General features: G+C 61.3%; 25 protein-coding genes and 1 pseudogene. 12 read left to right on the forward strand and 14 right to left on the reverse strand.

What is annotated here, in order from left to right:
* Positions 1-4 precede the first annotated feature (4 nt).
* The 9 genes from hutI to DKY63_RS21565 all read left to right on the forward strand — a co-directional run bounded on the left by hutI (position 5) and on the right by DKY63_RS21565 (position 11,297).
* Positions 5-1,210, forward strand: a complete 1,206-nt coding sequence (hutI, locus tag DKY63_RS21525) for an imidazolonepropionase (protein ID WP_110965930.1) — start codon at positions 5-7, stop codon at positions 1,208-1,210.
* A gap of 10 nt (positions 1,211-1,220) precedes the next feature.
* Positions 1,221-2,024 carry an N-formylglutamate deformylase gene (gene hutG, locus DKY63_RS21530; RefSeq protein ID WP_110965931.1) on the forward strand — a complete coding sequence of 268 codons (804 nt, stop codon included), beginning with the start codon at positions 1,221-1,223 and terminating at the stop codon, positions 2,022-2,024.
* Positions 2,025-2,269: 245 nt separating this feature from the next.
* Entirely contained in the window at positions 2,270-3,241 is a 972-nt protein-coding gene (gene pip, locus DKY63_RS21535; protein ID WP_110965932.1) for a prolyl aminopeptidase, read from the forward strand.
* Positions 3,238-3,675, forward strand: a complete 438-nt coding sequence (gene dtd, locus DKY63_RS21540) for a D-aminoacyl-tRNA deacylase (protein ID WP_110965933.1) — start codon at positions 3,238-3,240, stop codon at positions 3,673-3,675. The genes pip and dtd overlap by 4 nt, the downstream gene beginning before the upstream one ends.
* Positions 3,676-3,996: 321 nt before the next feature.
* Positions 3,997-5,814: a glucan biosynthesis protein G gene (locus tag DKY63_RS21545; RefSeq protein ID WP_110965934.1), complete on the forward strand. Its 1,818-nt coding sequence runs from the start codon at positions 3,997-3,999 to the stop codon at positions 5,812-5,814.
* Positions 5,807-8,377 carry a glucans biosynthesis glucosyltransferase MdoH gene (gene mdoH / locus DKY63_RS21550; RefSeq protein ID WP_110965935.1) on the forward strand — a complete coding sequence of 857 codons (2,571 nt, stop codon included), beginning with the start codon at positions 5,807-5,809 and terminating at the stop codon, positions 8,375-8,377. The genes DKY63_RS21545 and mdoH overlap by 8 nt, the downstream gene beginning before the upstream one ends.
* 307 nt (positions 8,378-8,684) lie before the next feature.
* The gene (locus DKY63_RS21555) at positions 8,685-9,482 is read left to right on the forward strand and encodes a transporter substrate-binding domain-containing protein (protein ID WP_110965936.1); all 798 of its coding nucleotides are present in this window, start codon (positions 8,685-8,687) and stop codon (positions 9,480-9,482) included.
* Between the two features lie 128 nt (positions 9,483-9,610).
* Positions 9,611-10,570 carry an amino acid ABC transporter permease gene (locus DKY63_RS21560; protein WP_110965937.1) on the forward strand — a complete coding sequence of 320 codons (960 nt, stop codon included), beginning with the start codon at positions 9,611-9,613 and terminating at the stop codon, positions 10,568-10,570.
* Positions 10,563-11,297 (forward strand): amino acid ABC transporter ATP-binding protein, encoded by a 735-nt coding sequence (locus DKY63_RS21565; protein WP_110965938.1) that lies wholly within the window; start codon positions 10,563-10,565, stop codon positions 11,295-11,297. The genes DKY63_RS21560 and DKY63_RS21565 overlap by 8 nt, the downstream gene beginning before the upstream one ends.
* A 158-nt stretch (positions 11,298-11,455) precedes the next feature.
* Here DKY63_RS21565 and DKY63_RS33150 read toward each other — a convergent pair whose 3' ends face one another.
* The 11 genes and pseudogenes from DKY63_RS33150 to ubiE form a co-directional block, all read right to left on the reverse strand.
* Positions 11,456-12,319, reverse strand: a complete 864-nt coding sequence (locus DKY63_RS33150) for a methyl-accepting chemotaxis protein (protein WP_430523164.1) — start codon at positions 12,317-12,319, stop codon at positions 11,456-11,458.
* Positions 12,311-13,372, reverse strand: a pseudogene (locus DKY63_RS33155) (methyl-accepting chemotaxis protein); the annotation flags it as partial. The gene DKY63_RS33150 and the pseudogene DKY63_RS33155, both read right to left, overlap by 9 nt.
* 232 nt (positions 13,373-13,604) lie before the next feature.
* Complete coding sequence (locus DKY63_RS21575; protein ID WP_110965940.1) at positions 13,605-14,312, reverse strand: 16S rRNA (uracil(1498)-N(3))-methyltransferase; 708 nt, start codon at positions 14,310-14,312, stop codon at positions 13,605-13,607.
* Entirely contained in the window at positions 14,309-15,103 is a 795-nt protein-coding gene (tatC, locus tag DKY63_RS21580) for a twin-arginine translocase subunit TatC (protein WP_110965941.1), read from the reverse strand. The genes DKY63_RS21575 and tatC overlap by 4 nt, the downstream gene beginning before the upstream one ends.
* A complete protein-coding gene (tatB, locus tag DKY63_RS21585) occupies positions 15,100-15,540 on the reverse strand; it encodes a Sec-independent protein translocase protein TatB (RefSeq protein WP_110965942.1) in 441 nt (146 codons plus the stop codon). Before tatB ends, tatC begins: the two co-directional genes overlap by 4 nt.
* Positions 15,541-15,550: 10 nt before the next feature.
* Positions 15,551-15,829, reverse strand: a complete 279-nt coding sequence (locus tag DKY63_RS21590; protein WP_110965943.1) for a twin-arginine translocase TatA/TatE family subunit — start codon at positions 15,827-15,829, stop codon at positions 15,551-15,553.
* Between the two features lie 25 nt (positions 15,830-15,854).
* Positions 15,855-16,187 (reverse strand): phosphoribosyl-ATP diphosphatase, encoded by a 333-nt coding sequence (locus tag DKY63_RS21595; protein ID WP_110965944.1) that lies wholly within the window; start codon positions 16,185-16,187, stop codon positions 15,855-15,857.
* Positions 16,180-16,581 carry a phosphoribosyl-AMP cyclohydrolase gene (gene hisI, locus DKY63_RS21600; protein ID WP_007899278.1) on the reverse strand — a complete coding sequence of 134 codons (402 nt, stop codon included), beginning with the start codon at positions 16,579-16,581 and terminating at the stop codon, positions 16,180-16,182. The genes DKY63_RS21595 and hisI overlap by 8 nt, the downstream gene beginning before the upstream one ends.
* Before the next feature lie 81 nt (positions 16,582-16,662).
* On the reverse strand, positions 16,663-18,267 hold the full coding sequence (gene ubiB / locus DKY63_RS21605; protein WP_110965945.1) for a ubiquinone biosynthesis regulatory protein kinase UbiB: 1,605 nt from the start codon (positions 18,265-18,267) through the stop codon (positions 16,663-16,665).
* Positions 18,264-18,887 carry a ubiquinone biosynthesis accessory factor UbiJ gene (locus DKY63_RS21610; protein WP_110965946.1) on the reverse strand — a complete coding sequence of 208 codons (624 nt, stop codon included), beginning with the start codon at positions 18,885-18,887 and terminating at the stop codon, positions 18,264-18,266. The genes ubiB and DKY63_RS21610 overlap by 4 nt, the downstream gene beginning before the upstream one ends.
* The gene (gene ubiE / locus DKY63_RS21615; RefSeq protein ID WP_007975568.1) at positions 18,887-19,657 is read right to left on the reverse strand and encodes a bifunctional demethylmenaquinone methyltransferase/2-methoxy-6-polyprenyl-1,4-benzoquinol methylase UbiE; all 771 of its coding nucleotides are present in this window, start codon (positions 19,655-19,657) and stop codon (positions 18,887-18,889) included. The genes DKY63_RS21610 and ubiE overlap by 1 nt, the downstream gene beginning before the upstream one ends.
* Before the next feature lie 166 nt (positions 19,658-19,823).
* Between ubiE and DKY63_RS21620 the strand changes: the two genes are divergently transcribed.
* The 3 genes from DKY63_RS21620 to DKY63_RS21635 all read left to right on the forward strand — a co-directional run bounded on the left by DKY63_RS21620 (position 19,824) and on the right by DKY63_RS21635 (position 21,669).
* Complete coding sequence (locus tag DKY63_RS21620) at positions 19,824-20,099, forward strand: polyhydroxyalkanoic acid system family protein (RefSeq protein WP_110965947.1); 276 nt, start codon at positions 19,824-19,826, stop codon at positions 20,097-20,099.
* Between the two features lie 246 nt (positions 20,100-20,345).
* Positions 20,346-20,768, forward strand: a complete 423-nt coding sequence (locus tag DKY63_RS21630; protein ID WP_110965948.1) for a phasin family protein — start codon at positions 20,346-20,348, stop codon at positions 20,766-20,768.
* A 10-nt stretch (positions 20,769-20,778) separates the two neighbouring features.
* A complete protein-coding gene (locus DKY63_RS21635; RefSeq protein ID WP_110965949.1) occupies positions 20,779-21,669 on the forward strand; it encodes a phasin family protein in 891 nt (296 codons plus the stop codon).
* A gap of 185 nt (positions 21,670-21,854) precedes the next feature.
* Here the strand turns inward: DKY63_RS21635 and DKY63_RS21640 are convergent, their stop codons facing one another.
* The 3 genes from DKY63_RS21640 to phaZ all read right to left on the reverse strand — a co-directional run bounded on the left by DKY63_RS21640 (position 21,855) and on the right by phaZ (position 25,312).
* On the reverse strand, positions 21,855-22,475 hold the full coding sequence (locus DKY63_RS21640) for a TetR/AcrR family transcriptional regulator (RefSeq protein WP_110965950.1): 621 nt from the start codon (positions 22,473-22,475) through the stop codon (positions 21,855-21,857).
* 171 nt (positions 22,476-22,646) lie between these two features.
* The gene (phaC, locus tag DKY63_RS21650) at positions 22,647-24,329 is read right to left on the reverse strand and encodes a class II poly(R)-hydroxyalkanoic acid synthase (RefSeq protein ID WP_110965952.1); all 1,683 of its coding nucleotides are present in this window, start codon (positions 24,327-24,329) and stop codon (positions 22,647-22,649) included.
* Between the two features lie 128 nt (positions 24,330-24,457).
* Positions 24,458-25,312: a poly(3-hydroxyalkanoate) depolymerase gene (gene phaZ / locus DKY63_RS21655; protein WP_110965953.1), complete on the reverse strand. Its 855-nt coding sequence runs from the start codon at positions 25,310-25,312 to the stop codon at positions 24,458-24,460.
* Positions 25,313-25,440 lie beyond the last annotated feature (128 nt).

The following is a 25,440-nucleotide window of genomic DNA, read 5'->3' on the forward strand; positions in this document are numbered from 1 at the left end:
AGGGATGAAAACCCTCTGGCAACACTGCCACGTTGCAACCATGGCCCAGGGCGTTTACTCGATCATCGAGGACGCGGCCATCGTGACGGCCGGTGCGCACATCGAATGGGTCGGCCCGCGCAGTGAACTGCCGTCCGGCGAGTACCCGGCGGTCAATGATTTGAACGGGGCCTGGGTCACACCGGGCCTGATCGACTGCCACACCCACACGGTGTTCGGCGGCAATCGCAGTGGCGAGTTCGAAAAACGCCTGCAAGGTGTCAGCTACGCGGAAATCGCCGCCAGCGGTGGCGGCATCGCCAGCACCGTGCGCGCCACCCGCGCGGCGAGCGAGGACGAGTTGTTCGCCAGCGCCGCCAAGCGCCTGAAAAGCCTGATGCGTGACGGCGTCACCAGCATCGAAATCAAGTCCGGCTACGGCCTCGACCTGGCCAACGAAGGCAAGATGCTGCGCGTCGCCCGTCGTCTTGGCGCCGAGCTGCCGGTCAGCGTGCGCACCACCTGTCTCGCCGCCCACGCCCTGCCGCCGGAATACACCGACCGCGCCGACGACTACATCGATCACATCTGCACCGAAATGCTCCCGGCCCTGGCCGCCGAGGGGCTGGTGGACGCGGTGGATGCCTTCTGCGAATACCTGGCCTTTTCCCCGGCGCAGGTCGAGCGAGTTTTCATCAAGGCCCAGGAGCTGGGCTTGCCGGTGAAGCTGCATGCCGAGCAACTGTCGTCGCTGCACGGTTCCAGCCTCGCTGCGCGCTATCAAGCACTGTCTGCCGATCACCTGGAGTTCATGGACGAAGACGACGCCATCGCCATGGCCAAGTCCGGCACGGTCGCGGTGTTGTTGCCCGGCGCGTTCTACTTCCTGCGCGAAACCCAATTGCCACCGATGGAAGCCCTGCGCAAACACGGCGTGAAAATCGCCATCGCCAGCGACCTCAACCCGGGCACCTCACCGGCCCTGTCGGTGCGCCTGATGCTGAACATGGCCTGCACATGCTTTCGCATGACCCCGGAAGAAGCCCTGGCGGGCGCGACCATTCATGCGGCCACCGCCCTGGGCATGGCCGACACCCATGGTTCGATCGAGGTGGGCAAGGTCGCGGACTTCGTTGCCTGGCAAATCGATCGTCCGGCCGACCTGTCGTACTGGCTGGGCGGTGATCTGGAAAAACGCGTCGTGCGTCACGGCGTCGAAACGAGCCTGTAGGAGAGTCGTTGTGGATAAGGTGTTGAACTTCAAACAAGGTCGGGTACCGCTGCTGATCAGCATGCCCCACGCTGGTACCCGTCTGACCCCGGCGGTCGAAGCCGGGCTGATCCCCGACGCGAAAAGCCTGCCGGACACCGACTGGCACATTCCGCAGCTGTACGATTTCGCCAGCGAACTGGGCGCCAGCACACTGGCCGCCGAATATTCGCGCTTCGTCATCGACCTGAACCGGCCGTCCGACGACAAGCCGCTGTACGTCGGCGCCACCACGGGCCTGTACCCGGCGACCCTGTTTGACGGCGTGCCGCTGTTCCGCGAAGGACTGGAGCCTTCGAAAGAAGAGCGTGCGACGTATCTGGAGCAGATCTGGACGCCATATCACAGCACCCTGCAGCAGGAGCTGGCGCGACTGAAAGCCGAGTTCGGCTACGCGCTGCTGTTCGACGCGCATTCGATCCGTTCGATCATTCCGCACCTGTTCGACGGCAAGCTGCCGGACTTCAACCTCGGTACCTTCAACGGCGCCAGTTGCGATCCGCAATTGGCTTCGCAGCTGGAAGCGATCTGTGCCGGGCACCCGGACTACAGCCATGTGCTGAACGGGCGCTTCAAGGGCGGACACATCACCCGTCACTATGGCAATCCGGCGCAAGACATCCATGCCGTGCAACTGGAGCTGGGGCAGTGCACCTACATGGAAGAGTTCGAGCCGTTCCGTTATCGGGCGGACCTGGCTGAGCCGACTCGGGTGGTCTTGAAGGAACTGCTGCAGGGCCTGCTGGCCTGGGGCGAAAAGCACTACGCCCGATAAGCCTGACACACAACTCTGTAGGAGCGAGCCTGCTCGCGATGAGGACCTGGCATTCAACATAGATGTTGACTGAAAGGCCGCCATCGCGAGCAGGCTCGCTCCTACAGGTTTTTCCCACAGGTTTCTGGCGCCAAACCTGCGATCCAGCAAGTGCATGCTCATTGACGTAAATCGGGTTTATGATGCCCAACGGCAGAATAATAGAAGTCCCCCCAGGGATGACCCGACCCCTTACGGAGCGCGCAATGCAGACTTTGTACCCGCAGATCAAACCCTACGCCCGGCACGATCTGGCCGTCGACGAAACCCACACGCTGTATGTCGACGAGAGCGGTTCACCGCAAGGTTTGCCGGTGGTGTTCATTCACGGCGGTCCAGGCGCCGGGTGCGATGCGGCGAGCCGCTGCTATTTCGATCCCAACCTGTACCGCATCGTTACGTTCGACCAGCGCGGTTGCGGTCGCTCCACCCCTCACGCCAGCCTGGAAAACAATACCACCTGGGATCTGGTCGCCGACCTTGAGAAAATCCGCCAGCACCTGGGCATCGACAAGTGGGTGCTGTTCGGCGGTTCCTGGGGTTCAACCCTGGCGCTGGCCTACGCGCAAACCCACCCCGAGCGTGTGCACGGTCTGATCGTTCGCGGGATCTTTCTCTGCCGTCCGCAGGAAATCGAATGGTTCTATCAGGCGGGTGCCAGTCGCCTGTTCCCCGATTACTGGCAGGACTACATCGCGCCGATTCCGCTGGACGAGCGCGACGACCTGCTCACTGCGTTCCACAAGCGCCTGACCGGCAATGACCAGATCGCCCAGATGCATGCGGCCAAGGCCTGGTCCACCTGGGAAGGCCGGACCGCGACCCTGCGTCCGAACCCGCTGGTAGTCGATCGTTTTTCAGAACCCCAGCGCGCGCTGTCCATCGCCCGCATCGAATGCCACTACTTCACCAACAACGGTTTCCTTGAGCCGAACCAACTGATCCGTGACATGGGCAAGATCGCCCATTTACCGGGCGTGATCATCCATGGCCGTTATGACGTGATCTGCCCGCTGGACAACGCCTGGGAGCTGCACCAGGCCTGGCCGAACAGCGAGCTGCAAATCATCCGCGACGCCGGCCATGCCGCTGCCGAACCGGGGATTACCGACGCCCTGGTACGCGCCGCCGACAAGATGGCACGGCGCCTGCTCGACCTCGCCCCTGAAGAAGCATGAAGGGCCTGTTGCAACGCGTGCGCGGCGCGCGGGTCGAGGTAGCGGGGGAGGTGGTGGGTGCGGTGGACCAGGGTTTGCTGGTCCTGGTGGCGGTCGAGCCACAAGATACGCGGGCCAGCGCCGACAAACTTCTCAATAAGCTGCTTAACTATCGTGTGTTCAGCGACGCCGAGGGCAAGATGAATCTGTCCCTGGCGGATGTGGGCGGCGGTCTGTTGCTGGTCTCGCAGTTCACCCTGGCTGCCGACACTAAAAGCGGGCTGCGTCCGAGTTTTTCGACCGCGGCTCCCCCGGCCCTGGGAGAGGAGTTGTTCGACTATCTATTAAGCAAAGCGAAACAGGTGCATGGCACTGTGGCATCAGGTAGATTCGGCGCGGATATGCAGGTGCACCTGGTCAATGATGGCCCGGTAACCTTTCTGTTACAGAGCTGAAAGCCCGTGAAACATCTTTTTACGGGTTTTTCGGCTGAAAACAGGCATTTTTCGCGATAAATACTTTGTTACCCCTGATGCGTTGTAACGCGGCCTACTAGATAATCGCGCGCTACGGGGATCAGCGTTCGTTGGTCCATTTTGACTTAGGTAGAGACTTGTCCGGATCCGATTGGGGAATCATTTCGCCCCAGTGGAGTCGGAACAATGCTCGCCAACTTGGCAAGAGTGGTCTGCAAGGCCGGTATTTTCGTACCGTAAGCCTTACAAACCCTTCAACTGGCCGTTGGTTTTTTGATCTGTTTTCGGCGAGGGTTGCTCGTGATTGTTAGTCCCTGTAACGCACCAAAATTGTCTGCCAAACGGTTACGTAGCGCTCTGGTAGCAGGCTCGGCACTGCTCTGCCTGCTCAGCGCCGGCCAGCTTTGGGCATTCAATCTGGATGATGTATCGGCCAAGGCTAAAGAGCTGGCGGGTCAGAAGTTCGAAGCGCCGCGCAGTAACCTGCCGAACGAATTCCGTGAGATGAAATTCGCCGACTATCAGAAAATCCGTTTTCTGACAGAAAAAGCCGAATGGGCGGATCAGAAAACCCCGTTCAAGCTGTCCTTCTATCACCAGGGCATGCACTTCGATACGCCGGTGAAAATCAACGAAATCACCGCGAACAACGTCGAAGAGATCAAATACGACCCAAGTCGTTTCGATTTCGGCGACCTCAAGTTCGATCCGAAGGCCACCGAGCAACTGGGCTACGCGGGTTTTCGCGTGCTGTACCCGGTCAACAAGGCCGATAAACAGGACGAAATCATGACCATGCTGGGCGCGAGCTACTTCCGCGTTGTCGGCAAGGGTCACGTCTACGGTCTGTCGGCTCGCGGTCTGGCGCTCGATACCGCCTTGCCGTCCGGCGAAGAATTCCCGCGTTTTCGCGAGTTCTGGATCGAACAGCCGAAACCGGGCGACAAGCATCTGGTGATCTTCGCGCTGCTGGATTCGCCCCGTGCGACCGGCGCCTACCGCCTGACCCTGCGTCCGGGCAGCGACACCATTGTCGACGTCAAGGCGCAGATGTACCTGCGCGACAAGGTCGGCAAGCTGGGTATCGCCCCGTTGACCAGCATGTACCTGTTCGGTGCCAACCAGCCGTCGAAAGTCCTCAACTACCGTCGCGAGCTGCACGATTCCAGCGGCCTGGCGATCCATGCCGGCAATGGCGAGTGGATCTGGCGTCCGCTGAATAACCCGAAACACCTGGCGGTGAGCAACTTCTCGGTCGAGAACCCGCGTGGTTTCGGCTTGCTGCAACGTGGCCGTGACTTCAGCCACTACGAAGACCTCGACGACCGCTACGACAAACGCCCAAGTGCCTGGATCGAGCCGAAAGGCGACTGGGGCAAGGGCACCGTCGATCTGGTCGAGATTCCGACCGCTGATGAAACCAACGACAATATCGTGGCTTTCTGGAGCCCGGAAAAGATGCCGGAGCCAGGCCAGCCGCTTGACTTCGCCTACCGCATGCACTGGACCATGGACGAAGCCGCGTTGCACGCACCGGACAGCGCCTGGGTCAGCCAGACCCTGAAATCCACCGGTGACGTCAAACAGTCCAACCTGATTCGTCAGCCGGACGGCAGCGTTGCCTACCTGGTCGATTTCGAAGGCCCATCCCTGGCGGCATTGCCAGCGGATACCGATGTGCGCAGTCAGGTCAGCGTCGGCGACAACGCCGAGCTGGTCGAAAACAACGTGCGCTACAACCCTGAAACCAAGGGCTGGCGCCTGACCCTGCGCCTGAAGGTCAAGGACCCGAGCAAATCCACCGAGATGCGTGCGGCACTGGTACAGAACATTGTGCCTGTCGATCTGGCCAAGACTTCTATCCCAGCGTCCAACTCTTCCGTGGCCAAGGCCGACAAGGTCGCCGCCAAACAAGCGGAGAAAGCGGAGAAGGATGCCAAGGCCGCCGCCGAAGCCAACAAGGCTGACGCCAAGCCGGTCGCAGATGCCAAGGACAAGGCGAACAACAATGACGCCAAGCAGCCTGCAGCTGCTGCGGCCCCAGCCACACCGGAATCGGCACCGACTGAAGAAGTCCTGACCGAGACCTGGAGCTATCAGTTGCCTGCCGATGAGTAATTCTCAAGTTCAGCCAGAAACTCTGTCCGAGTATCTGGCCCATCTGCCGATGACCGACCAGCAGCGCGCGGAACTCGCGGGCTGCCAGTCTTTCAGCGAACTGCATGAACGTCTGTCGTCCTCTACGTTCGACGCACCGACCGAGGCCGCCCAGGCTTCGGTGGGCCAGCGCCTGATCCTGAGCACCGCCGAAGAATTGCAGGATGCCGAGATGCTGGGGGTCGACGCCAGCGGTCGGGTTTGCCTCAAGGCGACCCCGCCGATTCGTCGGACCAAGGTCGTGCCCGAGCCGTGGCGCACCAACATCCTGGTGCGTGGCTGGCGCCGCCTGACCGGTCGCACCAACCCGCCCAAGCCGCCGAAAGATGCCAACGTACTGCCGGCAGCGCGCTGGCGCACCGTCGGTTCGATCCGTCGCTACATCCTGCTGCTGTTGATGCTCGGCCAGACTATTGTCGCGGGCTGGTATATGAAGGGCATCATGCCGTACCAGGGCTGGTCGTTCGTCGACCTTGAAGAAGTCCTGCACCAACCGCTGCTGCAAACCGCTACACAAGTGCTGCCGTACGCATTGCAAACCAGCATCCTGATCCTGTTCGGGATCCTGTTCTGCTGGGTATCGGCCGGTTTCTGGACGGCGTTGATGGGCTTCCTCGAGTTGTTGACCGGTCACGATAAATACCGGATTTCCGGTAAAAGTGCCGGCAACGAGCCGATTCCGAAGAACGCGCGCACCGCCCTGGTGATGCCGATCTGCAACGAAGACGTACCTCGGGTATTCGCCGGTCTGCGTGCAACCTTCGAGTCGGTCGCGGCCACGGGTGACCTGGATCGCTTCGACTTCTTCGTCCTCAGCGACAGTAACGACGCCGATATCTGCGTTGCCGAACAGCAGGCCTGGCTGGACGTCTGCCGCGAAGCTGGCGGCTTCGGCAAGATCTTCTATCGCCGCCGTCGCCGTCGCGTGAAGCGCAAGAGCGGCAACCTCGACGACTTCTGCCGTCGTTGGGGCGGTGACTACAAGTACATGGTCGTGCTCGACGCCGACTCGGTGATGAGCGGCGAGTGCCTGACCAGCCTGGTACGCCTGATGGAAGCCACGCCGGACGCCGGGATCATCCAGACCGCGCCGCGTGCGTCGGGCATGGACACGCTGTATGCGCGCATGCAGCAGTTCGCCACCCGGGTGTACGGTCCGCTGTTCACCGCCGGCCTGCACTTCTGGCAGTTGGGCGAATCCCACTACTGGGGCCACAACGCGATCATCCGCATGAAGCCGTTCATCGAGCACTGCGCCCTGGCGCCGTTGCCCGGTAAAGGCGCGTTCGCCGGTGCGATCCTGTCCCACGACTTCGTTGAAGCCGCGCTGATGCGCCGTGCCGGTTGGGGCGTGTGGATTGCCTACGATCTGCCGGGCAGCTACGAAGAGCTGCCGCCGAACCTGCTGGACGAACTCAAGCGTGACCGTCGCTGGTGCCACGGTAACCTGATGAACTTCCGCCTGTTCCTGGTCAAGGGCATGCACCCGGTGCACCGCGCGGTGTTCTTGACCGGCGTGATGTCTTACCTGTCGGCGCCGTTGTGGTTCTTCTTCCTGGTGCTGTCGACGGCGCTGCTGGCGGTCAACACCCTGATGGAGCCGCAGTACTTCCTCGAACCACGTCAGCTTTATCCGTTGTGGCCGCAATGGCATCCGGACAAGGCGATTGCGCTGTTCTCGACCACGGTGGTGCTGTTGTTCCTGCCGAAGCTGTTGAGCGTGATCCTGATCTGGGCCAAGGGCGCGTCAGAGTTCGGCGGCAAGTTCAAGGTGACGATGTCGATGCTGCTGGAGATGCTGTTCTCCATGCTGTTGGCGCCGGTGCGGATGATTTTCCACACCCGTTTCGTTCTCGCCGCGTTCCTCGGCTGGGCCGCGACCTGGAATTCGCCGCAGCGTGACGACGACTCCACACCATGGAGCGAGGCGGTCAAGCGCCACGGTCCGCAAACCCTGCTGGGCTTCCTGTGGGCCTTGCTGGTGATCTGGCTGAACCCGAGTTTCCTGTGGTGGCTGGTGCCGATCGTCGGTTCGCTGATGCTGTCGATCCCGGTGTCGGTGATTTCCAGTCGTGTCGGCCTGGGCCTCAAATCCCGTGACGAGAGCCTGTTCCTGATCCCTGAGGAATACAATCCGCCACAGGCGCTGCTGGCTACTGACCAGTACACCCACGAAAACCGTTATCACGCGCTGAACGACGGCTTCATCCGTTCGGTGGTCGATCCGCAGCAGAACGCCCTGGCGTGTTCGCTGGCGACTTCGCGCCACCGTCAGGCCGAGCCGATCGAGTGGATGCGGGCCGAGCGGGTGCGACATGCGATGAAGGTCGGGCCGCATGGCCTGAACAACAACGAGCGTGTGCAACTGTTGAGTGACCCGGTAGCCCTGGCCCGCCTGCATGAGCAGGTCTGGAGCGAGGGCCATGCCGAGTGGCTGGACGCATGGCGCAAGTCGGTCAAGGCCGATCCCCATGCACCGCTGCTGCCGCTCAAGCCGTTGAGCGTTCAGGCGCAACTGGCCTGATGAAAAACCCCGCTGACCAGCGGGGTTTTTTGTTGATCGTTCCCACGCTCTGCGTGGGAATGCCTCAACGGACGCTCCGCGTTCGGCTGTTGATGGGACGCAGAGCGTCCCGGGCTGCGTTCCCACGCGGAGCGTGGGAACGATCAGAGCAAACAAATCCTGCCTAAACCCTTGTGCATTCGACCCAGTGCGTTAGCATCCGCCCCCGAAAAAGGTGCGCCCGGACCGTTTTGCGTCCGTATCTATCGGTTTTCATTGGAAAACTGTCGATTTCGCGGCGCCAATGCAATGGTTTGGGGAGTTGAAGATGAAGAAGTACCTGTCGATGCTGCTGGCCGGCGTCACGGCAATGGTCGCGGTAAGCACGGCGCAGGCCGGGGCCATCGATGACGCGGTCAAGCGCGGCACCTTGAAAGTCGGCATGGACCCGACCTACATGCCGTTCGAAATGACCAACAAGCGTGGCGAGATCATCGGTTTCGAAGTCGACATCCTCAAAGCCATGACCAAAGCCATGGGCGTCAAGCTGGAGCTGGTTTCCACCGGTTACGACGGCATCATCCCGGCCCTGATGACCGACAAGTTCGACATGATCGGCAGCGGCATGACCCTGACCCAGGAGCGCAACCTGCGCCTGAACTTCAGCGAACCCTTCATCGTGGTCGGCCAGACCCTGCTGATCCGCAAGGACCTGGAAGGCACCATCAAGTCCTATAAAGACCTGAACACCGCCGACTACCGCATCACCTCCAAGCTGGGCACCACTGGCGAAATGGTCGCCAAAAAGCTGATCGCCAAGGCCAAGTACCACGGTTACGACAACGAGCAGGAAGCGGTGCTGGATGTGGTCAATGGCAAGGCCGACGCCTTCATCTACGACGCGCCTTACAACGTCGTGGCTCTGAGCAAGGTGGGCAACGGCAAGCTGGTGTTCCTCGACAAGCCGTTCACCTACGAGCCACTGGCCTTCGGTCTGAAGAAAGGTGACTACGACAGCATCAACTTCATCAACAACTTCCTGCACCAGATCCACGAAGACGGCACCTACGATCGCATCCATGACAAGTGGTTCAAGAGCTCCGAGTGGCTCAAGGACATGGAATAACCCGGTCAGCTAGACCGAGTCGCCTCAATCGCGAGCAGGCTCGCTCCTACAGGGGAACGCATTCCAATGTAGGAGCGAGCCTGCTCGCGATGAGGGCCTCCAAGGCAACACAAATCCCGGAACCTGCAATGAAACAGAAAAAAGCCCAATGGCCCTGGCACGCACTGACCGTGCTGGTGCTGATCGGCCTGGCCGGCGCGCTGTACTACGCCACTTCGCTGATGTCCTACGAATGGCGCTGGAACCGTGTGCCGCAGTACTTCGCCTACCACGCCGAAGAGTCCCAGCGCGCCGCCGACATCTCCACCGTCAGCGAACTGCTGCGCAAGGGCGACAAGGCTGAAGTCACCCTGCGCAACGACGCGGGAGACGAGCAGCACCTGACCGTTGATGAAAACAGCCTGCAAGTCGCCCAGGGCGATGATGTGGCCGAAGGCGATGTCATCGGCGTGACCCGCCATTGGGCGGCGGGGCCGCTGCTGTGGGGCCTCTGGACCACCCTGTGGCTGTCTGTGGTTTCTGGCGTGTTGGGCCTACTGATCGGCCTGGCTACTGGCTTGTGCCGGCTGTCGAACAACCCGACCCTGCGCGACCTCTCGACCATTTACGTCGAGTTGGTGCGCGGTACGCCGCTGCTGGTGCAGATTTTCATTTTCTACTTCTTCATTGGCACCGTGATGAACCTGTCCCGGGAATTCGCCGGGATTGCCGCGCTGTCGCTGTTCACCGGCGCCTATGTGGCGGAAATCATCCGTTCCGGCGTGCAGTCGATCGCCCGTGGCCAGAACGAAGCCGCACGCTCCCTGGGCCTGAGCGCAGGGCAATCGATGCGCCACGTGGTGCTGCCGCAAGCGTTCAAGCGCGTGCTGCCACCGCTGGCGGGGCAGTTCATCAGCCTGGTGAAGGACACCTCGTTGGTGTCGGTGATCGCCATCACCGAACTGCTCAAAAGCGGTCGCGAGGTCATTACCACCTCGTTTTCGCCGTTCGAGATCCTGTTCTGCGTGGCAGGCCTGTATTTGTTGATCAACCTGCCGCTGTCGAAAATCGCCGGCCGGCTTGAGCGGAGGCTCGCGCAAAGTGATTGAAGTCCGCGATCTGGTAAAAGTCTTCGACACCCGTGGCCAGGTGGTGCGCGCGGTGGATAACGTTTCGACCAGCGTCGCCAAGGGTGAAGTGCTGGTGGTGCTCGGCCCGTCCGGCTCCGGCAAGTCGACCTTCCTGCGTTGCCTCAATGGCCTGGAGGAGTTCGATTCCGGCTCGGTGAGCATCGACGGCCTGCAACTGGCCGACCCGAAAACCGACGTCAACGCCTATCGCCGTGAAGTCGGCATGGTGTTCCAGCATTTCAACCTGTTCCCGCACATGACCGTGCTGGAAAACCTGTGCCTGGCGCAGAAGGTCGTGCGCAAGCGCGGCAAGAAAGAGCGCGAGGCCAAGGCCATGGCGTTGCTGGCAAAGGTCGGCATTGCGCAGAAGGCCAACGAGTTTCCGTCGCGCCTGTCCGGTGGTCAGCAGCAGCGCGTGGCGATTGCCCGGGCGCTGGCAATGGAACCGAAGGTCATGCTGTTCGATGAACCGACTTCGGCACTGGACCCGGAAATGGTCGGCGAGGTGCTGGACGTGATGAAGACCCTGGCCGTGGAAGGCATGACCATGGTCTGCGTGACCCATGAAATGGGTTTTGCGCGGGAAGTGGCGGACCGGGTGTTGTTTTTCGATCACGGCAGGTTGCTGGAAGATGCTTCGCCGGCGGAGTTCTTCGAGGCGCCGAAGGATCCGCGGGCTCAGGCGTTCCTTCGCCAGGTTCTTTGATCGCTGCGTCTATGCGATCGCTTTCGCGAGCAGGCTCGCTCCCACAGTGGGTTATGCGTCAGGCACAAATTTTGTGTACGCCGCCGATCATTGTGGGAGCGAGCCTGCTCGCGATGGCATCACCTCGGTCCCATGCGAACCGAGGTACATGGATCAACTCAAACCTTGAACCGCCCCACCAGCATCTGCAAATGCGTCCCCAACCGCGCCAGCTCCACGCTGGACGCTGCGGTTTCCTCACTCGCCGCCGACGTCTGATCCGACACGTCCCGCACATTCAGCACGCTACGGTTGATCTCTTCGGCCACGGCGCTTTGCTGCTCGGCTGCGGCGGCGATCTGCTGGTTCATGGCCTGGATCGCCGAGACGGTGCGGGTGATGCTTTCCAGTGAGCCGCCGGCGCGGCGAGTCAGTTCGACGCTGCTGTCGGTCAGGCTGCGGCTGTTGTCCATGATGGTCGACACTTGTTGTGTGCCGTTTTGCAGGCCGACGATCAGTTCCTCGATCTCTTCGGTGGACTTCTGGGTGCGCTGGGCCAGGCTGCGCACTTCGTCGGCGACCACGGCAAAGCCACGACCGGCCTCACCGGCACGCGCGGCTTCGATGGCAGCGTTGAGCGCCAGCAGGTTGGTTTGCTGGGCTACGGACTTGATCACATCGAGGACGCTGCCGATCTTGTCGCTTTCACGCTTGAGTTCGCCCATCGCCTCGGTGGAATGTCCCACTTCCAGGGCCAGGCGTTCGATCTGGGCGATGGCTTCTCCAACTACCTTGTCACCTTCGCGGGCCTGCTGGTCGGCGGCAACGGCGGCCTCGGAGGCTTCCTCGGCGTTGCGCGCGACTTCCTGCACGGTGGCCGTCATTTCGTTCATGGCGGTGGCCACCTGATCGGTTTCGACCTTCTGGCTGTTAACCCCGGCGCTGGTCTGCTCGGTGACCGCCGACAGTTCTTCGGCGGCGCTGGCGATCTGTGTCACGCCATCGCTGATGCCGCCGATCAATTCGCGCAGGCCCTGGGTCATGCCTTGAATGGAGCGCTGCAGCTGGCCCAGTTCGTCCTGGCGTTTGGAAACAAGGTTGTGGGTGAGGTCGCCGGCGGCAATGCGTTCGGCCACTTTGAGGGTCTGGTTCAGCGGAATCACGATCTGCCGGGTGATGGCCCAGGCGGCGAACAGGCCGAATACCAGCGCCAGAACGGTGGCCAGCAACAGCATGTTCTTGGCGTGTGCCACGTCGATGTCGCGCTTGTTGGTTTGCGAGGTGGTGAGCGCCTTGCTGACATCCAGCAGGATTTCGCCCTGGGCCGCCATGTGTTTCAGCGCTTCGGTGCTGGCGGCCTGGGAATCACGGTACTGGCTGACGGCGGCGCGATAGGCCTTGAGCGAGTCGGTCGCCTGCTGCAGGTTGGCGATGTGCTGCTCCGGCAGTTTCGATGGCAGGCTGTCGAGGTATTTGAGCGCATTGTCGATGGCGTCCAGCGCCGGCTGCTCGGCCTCGGTTTTACCGCTGTAGGTGTAACCACGCACCTGGAAGCGCGCTTGCTGGATCAGTTTGCTCAGGTCGATCACGCTGTTGAATTGCACAACGCTGTCGCCTTGCAGCATGGACTTCTCAACCTCGGAAACCTTGGCGACGGCATTGTCAGCGGTCGCGCCGAGCTTGCTGCGGGCGTCTTCGCGGTTGACTGCGGCCTGGGTCATGGCGGCGAAGGCCTGTTTGTACTGACCGACGGCGGCCATTTGCTGATCGATCATCGCGATGTCGGCGGGTTGTTCGATCAGCTTGCGCGCGGCCTGCAGGTTGCTGTCGAGCTTGCCGAGCATGTCGTTGACGGCGCCCGGGCCTTGTTCGCCGCGACGCATTTCATAGTCCAGGCGGGCAATGCGCAGGTCCTTGGTCATCCCGTTGATGTCGGAAATGAGCCCCAGTTTGTCGCCACGATTGCTGACTTCGCTCAGGCCGTTCCAGCCCGTGACGGTGATCAACAAAGTCAGCAGCAACACAAGCCCGAAACCGACACCCAGCTTGCGATTGACGCTTACGTTCCCCAGCTTATCGGCCATCCATTGGTACATGGTGTAACTCTCCCGGGCCACATTGGTTTATTGGGGGGTATATCGGCAGGAGATGGGGGTTCTGTAGGCGGCATCCGATGGACGGAGCGTTGTGAATGATGACTTGTTGATGGCCTGTGGGAGCGAGCCTGCTCGCGATGGCGGCGTGTCAGCCAACTTATGCATTGACTGACTCACCGCTATCGCGAGCAAGCTCGCTCCCACAGGTTTTGAGGCAACAGATAAAACGGAATTAGAAGAGGCGTGCCAGCAGGGCGGTAACGGCGGTTTCCACGCGCAGGATGCGCTCGCCCAGTTGCACCGGTTGCAGGCCGGATTTGCCGAGCAGGTCGATTTCGTAGGGAATCCAGCCGCCCTCGGGGCCGATGGCCAGGGTTACCGGTTCGCTCAGGGCGCGTGGGCAGGGCGGGTAGTTGCCCGGATGGCCGACCAGGCCGAGGGTGCCTTCGCTGATGGCCGGCAGGCGGTCTTCCACGAACGGCTTGAAGCGCTTCTCGATAGTGACTTCAGGCAGCACACTGTCCCGGGCCTGTTCGAGGCCGAGGATCAACTGCTCGCGAATGGCTTCAGGCTCCAGGAACGGGGTCTGCCAGAAGCTCTTCTCGACGCGATAGCTGTTCACCAGCACGACACGCGGCACTCCCATGGCGGCGACGGTCTGAAACACCCTGCGCAGCATTTTGGGGCGTGGCAGGGCCAATACCAGGGTCAGTGGCAGCTTGGCGGGTGGTGGCTGGTCGAGGGTGACGCGCAATTCCGCTTCAGCGGCGTCCAGGCGCAGCACTTCTGCCGAGCCCATCAGGCCGCCAATGCGGCCGACGCGCATGCTGTCGCCGACTTCACAGCGATGGACTTCCTGCATGTGGGTCAGCCGGCGATCACGCAGGATCACCCGGTCGGCTGCAATGAAGTCGGCCTCCTCGAGGAGCAGCAGGTTCACGCTTGGGTCGCTGGCGGCTGGTCGTTGTGGTCGTCAGCCGGCTGATCGTCCGGGTGTTCGCCGCGTTTGCTGACCAGGCCGCCAAACAGCACGCCGATCTCGAACAGCAGCCACATCGGTACCGCCAGCAGGGTTTGCGAGAAGATGTCCGGCGGGGTCAGGATCATGCCGACCACGAAGCAGCCGATGATCACGTACGGGCGGATTTTCTTCAGGTATTTGACGTCGACCACGCCGATCCACACCAGCAGCACCACGGCCACCGGGATCTCGAACGCCACGCCGAAGGCGAAGAACAGCGTCATGACGAAATCGAGGTAGCTGGTGATGTCGGTCATCATTTCCACGCCGGCCGGGGTGGCGGAGGCGAAGAACTTGAAGATCAGCGGGAACACCAGGAAGTAGGCGAAGGCCATGCCGGCGTAGAACAGCAGGATGCTCGATACCAGCAAAGGCACGGCGATGCGTTTTTCATGCTTGTACAGGCCTGGCGCGATGAAGCCCCAGATCTGGTGCAGGATCACCGGGATCGCCAGGAACAGCGAGACCATCATCGTCAGCTTCAGGGGCGTCAGGAACGGCGACGACACGTCGGTGGCGATCATCGTCGCACCCGCCGGCAGGTATTGGCGCAGCGGCGTGGAGACGAAGGTGTAGATCTGCTGGGTGAAGGCGAACAACCCGGCGAAGATGATGAACACCGCCGCTACGCAGCGCAGCAGGCGGGTACGCAACTCGGTGAGATGCGAAACCAGCGGCATGTGCTGGTCGTTTTCAGGGAGATCGCTCATGGGGCTCGCGGCGGCAGTGTGGGGTCATGAGGGGCTGGCGCAACGGGCGCAGCCGCAGGTGTGACAGGTTCAGCCGGTGTCGCTGCAACGACGGGTGCAGGTTCTGGCGTTGCTGCAGGTGTGGCGACGCTCGCGGCGGGAGCCTGGATCGTCTGCTCTCCCACATGTTCCACCGGCGTCGGCTCCTGCTGAGTTGGCGTGAAGATTTTCCGCGCCTCCTGCTCCAGCGACAGAATGTGTTCGTTGTGCAGTTGCCGACGAATTTCGTCGGCACCGATTTCACGCTCAACTTCCTGTTTGATCGCATTGAAGCTGCGCTTCAGGCGCCCGACCCACAGGCCGGCGGTGCGTGCAGCATGCGGCAGGCGCTCGGGGCCCAGCACCAGCAGGGCTACGAGGCCAACGAGCAGCAGTTCAGAGAAGCTGATACCAAACATTAGTCAGTGCTCACACGTCTTTGCGGATCGGCTCTTCGACTTTCTGCGCCTGCACGTCGATGGTGTGCGGCTGGTTCACGGACTGTGTGGCTTGTGGCTGAACAGGCGGAACCGGTTGGGCCGGGGTCGCGTTTGGATCGGCCGGTTTTTCGTCGTCGTTCATGGCCTTGCGAAAGCCCTTGATCGATTCGCCGACGTCGGTGCCGAGGTTTTTCAGTTTCTTGGTACCGAATACCAGTACGACAACCACCAGGATGACGATCCAGTGTTTCCAGTCAAAAATGCCCATGGTGCTGCTCCTCTCTAATAATTGTTCAGTTGGCCGGACGCGAGGCTTTCTCTACATGTCCGGAGAGACCGAAGCGACGGTCCAGTTCATCGAGTACAGCCTGTGGATGCTGCCCCAATTGGGCGAGCATGACCATGCTGTGGAACCACAAATCGGCGGTTTCGTAGATCACATCGCTGCAGTCGCCACTGACGGCGGCGTCCTTGGCGGCAATGATGGTTTCGACCGACTCTTCGCCGACTTTTTCCAGAATCTTGTTCAAGCCCTTGTGGTACAGGCTGGCGACATACGAGCTGTCGGCGGCGGCGCCTTTGCGCTCTTCCAGTACCTGGGCCAGACGGTTCAACGTGTCACTCATGTGTGTGTCCTGCGGAGTAGATGGCGTGCGGGTCTTTGAGGACCGGATCGACGGTTTTCCAGTCGCCGTTCTCGAAGACGCGGTAGAAGCAGCTCTGACGGCCGGTATGGCAGGCGATGTCGCCGATCTGCTCGACCATCAGGATGATGACGTCGGCATCGCAATCCAGGCGCATCTCATGCAGGGTTTGCACGTGGCCGGACTCTTCGCCCTTGCGCCACAGCTTGCCACGGGAGCGCGACCAGTAGATGGCGCGGTTTTCGGCGGCGGTCAGTTCCAGCGCTTCACGGTTCATCCAGGCCATCATCAGGACGCGCCCGGTCTTGTGATCCTGGGCAATTGCCGGCACCAGGCCATCGGCGTCCCACTTGATCTCGTCCAGCCAGTTTTTCATCTTTGACTCCGACAGCGGGCTCGACACTTCATTAGTCGAGCTCAAGCGTTCAAACAGTGTGCCAGTCGTTCACACAACTGGCTATCGGCGCACGACCAGATACAAGCCGACGGCCATCATGATTCCAGCGGGCCAATAAGCCAACTGATTCAGCGGCCCCCCGGCGGCGAGGATGGCGCCACCGGCCAGATGGGCGGTTCCCAGCAGGCGCAGGAACCAGTCGTCGCGGCGGCGGTGCCAGGGTGGCGGCGGGTCGCTGGCGTGAGGCTGGGACAGGCGCTCGAGCAGGTCGCGGGTCATGTTGGCCAGGTGCGGGATCTGTTCGATCTGGCTCTGCACGTTGCCGAACAGGGCCTTGGGGCTGACACGCTCGCGCATCCAGCGCTCGAGGAACGGTTGTGCGGTGTTCCACAGGTCGAGGTCCGGGTACAACTGGCGGCCCAGGCCTTCGATGTTCAGCAGGGTTTTCTGCAACAGCACCAGCTGCGGCTGCACTTCCATGTTGAAGCGGCGCGCGGTCTGGAACAGGCGCATCAGCACCTGGCCGAAGGAAATGTCCTTCAACGGCTTTTCGAAGATCGGCTCGCACACGGTACGGATCGCCGCTTCGAATTCATTGAGTTTGGTTTCCGCCGGCACCCAGCCCGAATCGATGTGCAACTGTGCCACGCGGCGGTAGTCGCGCTTGAAGAAGGCGAACAGGTTGCGTGCCAGATAGTCCTGGTCTTCCGGGGTCAGGCTGCCGACGATGCCGCAGTCGATCGCGATGTACTGCGGGCTCCACGGGCTCACGGTGCTGACGAAAATGTTGCCGGGGTGCATGTCGGCATGGAAGAAACTGTCGCGGAACACCTGGGTGAAGAAGATCTCCACGCCGCGCTCGGCGAGCATTTTCATGTCGGTGCGCTGGTCGGCCAGGGTGGCCAGGTCGGTCACCTGAATGCCGTAGATGCGTTCCATCACCAGCACTTTCGGCCGGCACCAATCCCAATAGACCTGCGGCACGTAAAGCAGCGGCGAGCCTTCGAAATTGCGCTTGAGCTGGCTGGCGTTGGCCGCCTCGCGCAGCAGGTCGAGTTCGTCGTAGATGGTTTTTTCGTAGTCGCTGACCACGTCCACCGGGTGCAGCAAACGCGCATCGGCCGAGACCTTTTCGGCGGCGCGGGCGAGGATAAACAGCCACGCCAGATCCTGCTTGATCACTGGCTTGAGACCCGGGCGGATCACCTTGACCACGACTTCTTCACCGGTTTTCAACTGCGCGGCATGCACCTGCGCCACCGAGGCCGAGGCCAGGGGTTCGACGTCGAAACGGCTGAACACTTCGCTGATCTTCTTGCCGAGCTGGTCTTCGATCAGCTTGACCGACACCTTCGAATCGAACGGCGGCACGCGGTCCTGCAACTTCATCAGCTCGTCGGCGATGTCTTCGGGCAGCAGATCGCGGCGGGTGGACAGGATCTGCCCGAACTTGATGAAAATCGGTCCCAGATCCTGCAACGCCAGGCGCAAGCGTGCGCCACGGCTCAGGTCCAGGGTCTTGCGCGGGAACCAGCGCCACGGCAAGGCGTAGCGCAGCACCAGCAGGAACCAGGGCAGCGGCAGGTCGAACAGCAGGTCATCAAGGCGGTAGCGGATCACGACGCGCTGGATGCGCAACAGACGGCGGACGGCAAGCAGCTTCATGCGTTATCGCTTGGGTCGAGGGATCGGGAAAGGCGCTCGAAACGCGCCTCGAGTCGTTCCAGATCAAGCTTGATCTGGTCCAGTTCACGGAATCGGGCTTCGGCTTCGCGCTGGCCGACAAGGCTGCGCGATTCTTCGGCCAGGTATTCGGCGAGGTTCTGGTTGAGGCTGGCAAATCCTTGTTGATACCAGCGCGCGCGGCTGCGCAGGTGGCCACCCACCAACTGTGTGGCGACCGGACCGAGCCAGCGCGAGAGTTCGTACTCCCAGTCCAGCTCGAGGTCCTGGAGGATGGCCGCCAGTTCCAGCAGTACGCCGCTGTCGCCGTCGAGTTCGACTTCGGGGGCATGCAGCACCGAAGTCTTGTCCTTGCTCATCGCCAGTTTCAACAGGCTCGAAGCCGGTGCACGCAGGGTGCAGTCGGCGCCGGTTTCCCACTGGGAGGCGAGCATCAGGCCTTCATCGCTGGGCAGGATGAACAAGTGCAATGCCGGGCTGCGGCAATCGACGGCAATCACCTTGCCAGTCAAATGCGCGAGCCGCGGCAGCGCCGTGCTGTCGAGACGTAGCACCCGGTTCAAACCGAGTTCAACGCTGGCGAGCAGTCCGGCGAGCAGCATCAGGGCTTGATGCCGCGATGCAGGGCGACGATGCCTGCGGTCATGTTGTGATAAGTCACGCGGTCGAATCCGGCTTCGACCATCATCGACTTCAGGGTTTCCTGGTTCGGGTGCATGCGGATCGATTCGGCCAGGTAGCGATAGCTTTCCGAGTCGTTGGTGATCAGCTTGCCCATCAACGGCATGAAGGCGAACGAGTAGGCGTCGTAGGCCTTGGACATCAGTGCGTTGGTTGGCTTGGAGAATTCCAGCACCAGCAGGCGGCCGCCGGGCTTGAGTACGCGCAGCATGGAGCGCAGGGCGTCTTCCTTGTGCGTCACGTTACGCAGGCCGAAAGCGATGGTTACGCAGTCGAAATGGTTGTCCGGGAACGGCAGTTTTTCCGCGTCGGCCTGGACGAATTCGACGTTGCCGGCCACACCCAGGTCCAGCAGGCGGTCACGGCCGACCTTGAGCATGGACTCGTTGATGTCGGCCAGCACCACCTGGCCGGTCGGGCCTACCAGATGCGAGAACTTGCGGGTCAGGTCGCCCGTGCCACCGGCGATGTCGAGCACGCGGTTGCCGGCGCGTACGCCCGACAGTTCGATCGCGAAACGCTTCCACAGGCGGTGCATGCCGCCCGACAGGAGGTCGTTCATCAGGTCGTACTTGGCGGCTACCGAGTGGAAAACTTCAGCGACTTTTTCCGCTTTCTGGCTTTCCGGAACGTTTTTGAAGCCGAAGTGAGTGGTGGGTTCGGCATCGCTGCCTTTGCGCTGATCAGTCATATCGCTGTCACCAAGAGAGAATGCGCGACATTCTAATCCCCAAGGGATGCTTTGTCTTGGAATGGCTACAGGTAAGATGGGCAACCCTCGGGACCTTTTGCCGCAGGCGGTCAGGATTCTCCGAGCAACCTTCAATGAGCGGCAGTCATAAAACAGGAGTCATTCGATGGCCCATATCAGTGTTGAGCGTGCCCACGGCCTGGGTAAGGAAGCGGCTCGCGAGAAGGCCGACAAGCTGGCGCAGAAACTGCGCGACCAATATGGCCTGGAGCCGCAATGGTCCGGCGACACCCTGAATCTCAAGCGCTCCGGCGTTAAAGGCGCGGTGCATGTGAGCGACGATTCGATCCGGGTCGACGTGGAACTGGGCCTGATGATGTCGGCCATGAGTGGCATGATCAAAGCGGAGATCGAGAAGGCGTTGGATAAAGCCCTCGTCTGATTGCTGATTGAAATCACATCCCCCTGTAGGAGCGAGCCTGCTCGCGATGACGGCGTGTCAGTCGACATCAATGTTGATAGAACCACCGCTATCGCGAGCAGGCTCGCTCCCACAGTTTTTGATGTGGCGCATCCAAAGGTTTATGTCAGTTGTTAGGGTGCCGTTTCTAATTTTTCTCCCTACTTTGTGCCAGAGCCCGACACTTATCCGGGCAGTTCCTCAAACCTTCTGCGCGTGAGGTGGACCATGGCCAAAGTAATTTTGAAGAAAAAAATCGACGCATCGACGGCAGCTCTGAGCGACGTCAAATCCTATGCCCGCAAGATCTGGCTGGCAGGCCTGGGCGCCTACGCCAAGGTTGGCCAGGAGGGCGCCGAGTACTTTCAGGAGCTGATCAAGGCCGGTCAAGCTGTTGAATCGAAAGGTAAAAAGGCAGTCGCCGCAAAGCTCGAAGCGGCGAACTCCGAGATCGCTGAAGCCAAGAGTGAAGTAAGCACTTTCAAGGGCCGTGTCGAAGTTCAACTCGACAAGGTCGAGAAGGCGTTCGACTCGCGTGTCGCAAGTGCCTTGAATCGTATCGGCATTCCGTCTAAACATGACGTGGAGACACTCTCTGTCAAGCTCGATGAGCTGACGGCACTGCTCGAACGCGTCGCGCGTAAATCTTAAGGAGAACGGGATGGCTGTTAAAAAGAACACCGAAAAAGAAGGCAGCTCGTGGATCGGGAAAGTAGAAGACTACTCCCGAAAAATCTGGCTGGCTGGTTTAGGCGTGTACTCGAAGATCGACACTGACGGCAGCAAAATCTTCGATGCATTGGTTAAAGACGGCGAGAAAGCCGAGAAAGCAATCGGCAAGAAAGTCGACACTGCCAAGGACAGCGCCAAAGACACCGCTTCTTCTGCCAAGTCGCGCATCAGCGGCGTGAAAGACAAGGCGCTGGGCAAGTGGGATGAGCTGGAAGGGGCTTTCGACAAGCGCCTGAACAGCGCCATTTCGCGCCTGGGCGTGCCAAGCCGCAATGAGGTCAAGGCGCTGCACACCAAGGTCGAGCAACTGACCAAGCAGATCGAAAAACTGACCGGTGCCAAGGTGACGCCGGTTGCGGCCAAAACCGCCGCGGCCAAACCGGCTGCTGCCAAGCCGGCTGCCAAACCACTGGCCAAGGCTGCAGCCAAACCTGCCGCCAAAACCGCGGCCAAGCCAGCGGCTAAAACTGCTGCGGCAAAACCAGCCGCTGCCAAGCCTGCGGCTAAACCGGTAGCTGCCAAGGCTGCCGCCAAACCAGCAGCCAAGCCGGCAGCGGCGAAAACCGCTGCTGCAAAACCAGCCGCCGCCAAGCCTGCAGCTGCAAAACCTGCGGCAAAACCGGCTGCCGCGAAAAAGCCAGCCGTGAAAAAGCCGGCTGCTCCGAAAGCTGCCGCAAAACCAGCCGTGGCCGCCGCCAAACCGGCAGCCCCGACCGCACCGGCCGCACCTGTCAGCGCATCGAATTCCGCTTCCGCGCCGACCCCTGCTGTCACCCCGACTGCCGCGCCAGCTCCATCGACGCCAACCAGTCAGTCCTGATTTCTCGGGGCTCAAAAAAACGCCCGACCTGCCAAGGTCGGGCGTTTTTGTTTGTGCGCGATCCAATGAACACCACGATCCCCTGTAGGAGCCGAGCTTGCTCGCGATGGCGGAGTGTCAGCCAAATCAATATCGGCTGATACGACGCCATCGCGAGCAAGCTCGGCTCCTACAGGGGTTGGCGGTTATTCGTGTTCTTCCAGGTACTGCAAGGCCAGTTGCTCGGTCGCCACTTTGATCGGCGGCAACAGGTGCGGCGCCACCAGCATCATGATCTGGTAAACCACCAGTCTCACCTCGCCCTCGCGATCGAGAATCCGCTGATAGTCCAGGGAAAACAGCAGGGTCATGGTGATCTGTTCCACCAGTTGGCCGAGGGCCTGGGTGTCGCTGACCAATTGCCCTTGAGCCTTCAGGCGCGCCAGCAGCGTCGCCAGTGTGCGCTTGAGTGCGTTGAGCAGGTTGCGAATGCCCTTGGCCAGTTTCGGCAAGCGTCCGGCCAGGTTCGACAGGTCCTGGAACAGGAAGCGGTAGTGGGACAGGCGCTCGACGATCAGGTGCAGGAACAGCCAGTAATCATCGGGGCCCAACTCGGCGTCGAGGGGTGGGTCGAGCAACGGTGTCAGTTCGGCCTGGAAGCGCTCGAACAGCCCGAGAATCAACGGCTCCTTGCCGTGGAAGTGGTAGTAGAGGTTGCCCGGGCTGATGCCCATTTCGTTGGCAACTTCCATGGTGGAGACGTTCGGTTCGCCCTTCTGATTGAACAACTGCAGGGCACATTCGAGGATGCGGTCGCGGGTTTTCATCCAGTCTTCTTAGTATTCATGCCAAGCCAACCCCAAACCCTGTAGGAGCGAGCATGCTCGCGATGGACGTCAACGATAACGCGTGCTTTCTAGGTGAACGCGTTGCCTGGACGTTTTTCGCGAGCATGCTCGCTCCTACAGTGGTGGGTGCCGGTTGTAGTGTGTTGGGTTTCAGCGCACGCGCACATAGGTGCCGGGTGCGGCCTCCATCGGTGGATAGTTCTGGTTGCCGAGGGTCATGAGGGTTTCCTTCTGCGCCCCCGAACGCTCCTGAATCCAGCCCAGCCATTGCCCCCACCAACTGCCTTCGACCTGATTTGCATCGTAGTACCAGGCTCTGGGATCGCTGCTCAGTTTGGCGCCCTCGACGTAGTTGGCTTTAGGGTTGCCCGGCGGGTTGAGGATGCTCTGCACGTGACCGCTGTTGGACAGCACGAAGCGGCGCTCGCCACCCAGCAGCAGGGTCGAGCGATACACCGCGTCCCACGGTGTGATGTGGTCGTTGATGCCGGCGACGCTGAAGCTGTCGACGGTGACTTTCTGCAAATCGATCGGTGTGCCGCACACTTCGAGGCCGCCCGGATGACCCAGCGGGTTGTGCTTGAAGAAGTCCAGCAAGTCGCCATGCAGGGCTGCCGGCAGGCGCGTGGTGTCGTTGTTCCAGTAGAGGATGTCGAAAGCCGGCGGCTCCTTGCCCAGCAGGTAGTTGTTGACGAAGTAGCTCCAGATCAAGTCGTTGGGGCGCATCCAGGCGAAGACCTTGGCCATGTCCCGGCCGTCGAGCACGCCTTTCTGATAGGAACGGCGCTTGGCGGCTTCCAGGGTCTGTTCGTCGGCGAACAGGGTGGCCGGCGTGTCCAGATCGCTGTCGAGCAGGCTCACCAGGTAGGTGGCGCTCGATACCCGGCGCAACTGTCGCTTGGCTTGCAGGTGGCCTTGCAGTGCGGCAATGGTCAGCCCGCCGGCACAGGCGCCCATCAGGTTGACCTCGCGCGCGCCGGTGATCGCCCGACAGACATTCATCGCCTCTTCCACGGCTTCAACGTAGGTCGACAGGCCCCATTCGCGGTGGCGCACATCCGGGTTGCGCCAGCTGATCATGAAGGTTTGCAGGCCGTTCTTGAGCGCGTACTGGACGAAGCTGTTGTGCGGGCTCAGGTCGAATATGTAGAACTTGTTGATCTGCGGCGGCACAACCAGCAATGGCTTGGAATACTGCTTTTCGCTCATCGGCCGGTACTGGATCAACTCCAGCAGTTCGTTGCGAAACACCACGGCACCGGTGGTGGTGGCAACCGTCTTGCCGACCTCGAACGCCTGCTTGGTGATCTGCCGGGGCAGACCGTCGTTGTGCAGCAAGTCGTCCACCAGATGGCCGATCCCGCGCACCAGGCTGTTGCCGCCGGAGTTGAAGAGTTCCTTGATCGCCAGCGGATTGAGCAAGCTGTTGGACGGCGATACGGCATCGTTGAGCAGGGAGAATACGAACTGTGCCCGGGCGCGATCGTCCGGGCTCATGCTGCTTTCGTCGATCCAGCTGCGGACCTGCTTTTGCCAGCTCAGATAGGCCTGCAAGCTGCGACGATAGAACGGGTTGAGGCTCCAGGCCGGGTCGGCGAAGCGACTGTCATGGGGGTTGGTCGGGTGCAGGGTTTCGCCCAACAGCACACGCCCCAATTGACCACCCAGTTTCAGGGCGTGCCGGGCGCTGTGCACCGGGTTGCGCAAACCATGGGCGGCGACGCTGCGCAGCGTTGAAAACAGATCACGACCGCGCAGGCCGGTGATCGCACTCTGTGCATTGATGAATGCGGCGGGAGAGGGCGCCAGGTCCCTCGCTGGTTTTTCTCGCATCAGTCAACACTCCTTCGTCCTCAGGCCAAAAACAAACTCACCGAACCAGAACACCATAGTCGCTGTATTGGGTTGTTGCGCGGCGCGGCGTCCTGCCGTGCCCTTTTCATGGCAACCGGGCGGGTCGATCAGCCGCCCAAGGGTGCCGGACGCGGGTGCATCACCGCACGCTGCCGCTCTTCCTGGAGGAACTTCATGATGATCGGCGCCACGGCTTCTGCCCGGGTAATCAGGAACAGATGTCCGTCGTCGATGATGTGCAACTGGGCATTGGGAATCCGCCAGGCCAGCAGGCGCATGTTCACCAGCGGGATCAGCGGGTCGTCGTCACCGGCCAGGACCAAGGTCGGCTGCTTGATCTTGTGCAGCCAGTGAATGCTGGTCCAGCCAAGGCCCGCGAACAGTTGCCAGTAGTAACCCAGCTTGCCCGCCGAACGCACCTTGGCCGCGTGGTTTGCGGCCAGCGTCGGGTCGCGACGGAACGCGCCGCCGTAGATCATCGGCGCGATGCGAATCACGTGGGAAGGCTGGATGTAGCGGCGTGGGCTGGCCATCATCCACAGCACCTTCGGCTTGCCCGGCACCATCACTGCGCCAGCCGCTGTTGCGGCCAATACAAGCTTCTTGCAGCGTTCCGGGTAGTCGTAGGCGAATTGCTGGGCCAGCGCTCCGCCCCAGGAAACGCCGATCGCATTGACCTGTCCGTAGTCGAGGTAGTCGAGCATGCGGGCCGTTAGTTTTGCCAGGCCCGGAAACCGGTACGGGCGATTGGGCGTCGACGAGCCGCCGACACCGGGAACGTCGAAAGCGATGACTTCCAGGTCCGGGTCCAGCGCCGCGACGAACGGGAACACCAGCTCGAGGTTGGCGCCGATGCCGTTGAAAATCAGCAAGGGCGTCAAGTGAGGCTTGCCGGGGCGAACCGCCGTGCGGAGGGTCTGGCCATCCAGTTCGACGGTACGGAATATGAACGGTTGCGGCATGCTCTGGCCCTGTGGATCTCTCAAGTTCTTCCTCAACCCCTATCCCTCTGTAGGAGCGAGCATGCTCGCGATGGACTCGAAAACATCGTGGGGTTTCAGATCCCCCGCGTCATCGTTAGCGACCATCG

It is taken from the genome of Pseudomonas putida (assembly GCF_003228315.1).
Classification (GTDB): Bacteria; Pseudomonadota; Gammaproteobacteria; order Pseudomonadales; family Pseudomonadaceae; genus Aquipseudomonas; species Aquipseudomonas putida_S.